The sequence below is a fragment of the Candidatus Methylacidiphilales bacterium genome (assembly GCA_025056655.1).
Taxonomy (GTDB): domain Bacteria; phylum Verrucomicrobiota; class Verrucomicrobiia; order Methylacidiphilales; family JANWVL01; genus JANWVL01.
The window spans coordinates 1-1,589 of the sequence record JANWVL010000117.1 but is presented as its reverse complement, the minus strand read 5'-3'; the positions used below and the strand labels follow the sequence as shown (position 1 = coordinate 1,589).

At 43.9% G+C, this 1,589-nt stretch carries 2 protein-coding genes; both read left to right on the top strand.

Features of this window, described 5'->3' with window-relative positions; all coding sequences use genetic code 11:
* The coding region (locus tag NZM04_07980; GenBank protein MCS7063960.1) for a glycosyltransferase family 8 protein at positions 1–1,007 on the top strand (1,007 nt) is incomplete at its 5' end.
* Between the two features lie 198 nt (positions 1,008–1,205).
* Positions 1,206–1,589 (top strand): hypothetical protein (locus NZM04_07975; protein ID MCS7063959.1); only part of this gene is annotated, 384 nt, incomplete at its 3' end.

Here is a 1,589-nt window from a genome sequence, read left to right as displayed (position 1 = left end):
CTGAACTGACCAATATGTCGAACCTGATTCACATCGCAACAGCAGCCGATGAAAACTTTGCGCTGCCTGTAGCGGTCATGTTACGGTCAATTATTGATAATCTAAATAAATATTATACTATCCATGCATCTATATTAGATTGCGGCCTTTCAATACGCTCGCGAAAACACATCATCGCCTCGCTGCCAAAAGCCTGGATTACATTGAACTTTTATCATCTAAATAACGACCTATTTCGTGGATTGCGAGTCGATGGGCATGTCTCCCAAGCCACATACGCGAGGCTTTTCATTGATCAAGTTTTTCACAAACAAATTGACAAACTCTTGTATCTCGACGGAGATACCTTATCTGTACATGATATCTCGATATTATGGAATATTTCCGTTGAGCACTTTTTTCTCGCGGCAATCCAGGACCCGGTAGCGGGGGTTGTCGGTAAATCACCTCAGATGATGCACTGGGCGGGCTGGGACGTTGCGGAGGGTACAAAGATATTTAACGCGGGAGTGATGTTGATTAACACAAGAAAATGGGAACAAGAGGGGATTTGTAAAAAAGCGATCGAGGTGGCTCGATCGTTTCCTCAACGGATGAAGTGGTGGGATCAATGTGCGCTGAATTACGTAATACGAGGTAAATTTCTTAATATTGATCTAAAATGGAATGTCATGCCCCACTTGTATTATCCACCGAATTGCTTTGACGTGATTTATAGCCGGGATATTATTGAGGCGGCGATTCGTGATCCATATATTGTTCATTTTTCTGGAAACAACCGACCATGGAGGGGGTGCAATCGTCATTGGAGGGAAACAGATTTTTATCGCTATTTGTATAGAACCAAATATAGGAAGAGAGTGCCATTTGCGCCATGGATGGGACGCGGCCGAACTTCGTTTCATAAAATAGCCCGTTATAGTCAAAATTTGTATCAACAATTTGCATCTGGTCTATCTAGCGGGGTGTTTGATATAAATAACGGTGAGTCTAAAGGAAGTACTTAATCATATTTTTGTTGGTCATATCATGGTGTATCATTATGTATAATGAATACATGGTTTATCTCGAAACGAGGATCATTTTAGACATGTTTTTAGTGTTAATCTAATGAATGAAGAGTCGGGAGATAGTTGTGTAACCTTGTGATAATGTTAACGTATTTTGAGTTCTTTGCATTTTTGAAATGATCGTTAAGAATGCTCGTGAAGAGAGCGATAAAAAAGATTATCCGCATGTTAGTCGCGAACGACCGCATGTGGACTTTGGCGGAGCGATCTGTCCTAAAGGTGGCACGGTATGCCGAATGGAGCCGCCAGTTGGTGAAAGAAGGTCATCCCGGTCGTGAAAAACCCGAGGAGATCTCGCGGCCGGTCTTTTCAGGGAATCGGGTGCGCCACGGGCCGTTCGCAGGAATGGTTTATGAGAATGACACGTTTTGTTGCAGCGCGATCGCGCCGAAATTGCTCGGCAGTTATGAACGGGAGATCCAGCCCTGGATTGAATCGCTTTTGCTTGATCGTTGGGAAGGCGTTGTCGATGTGGGCTGCGCAGAGGGGTATTACGCGGTAGGCTTTGCCTGTAAGATT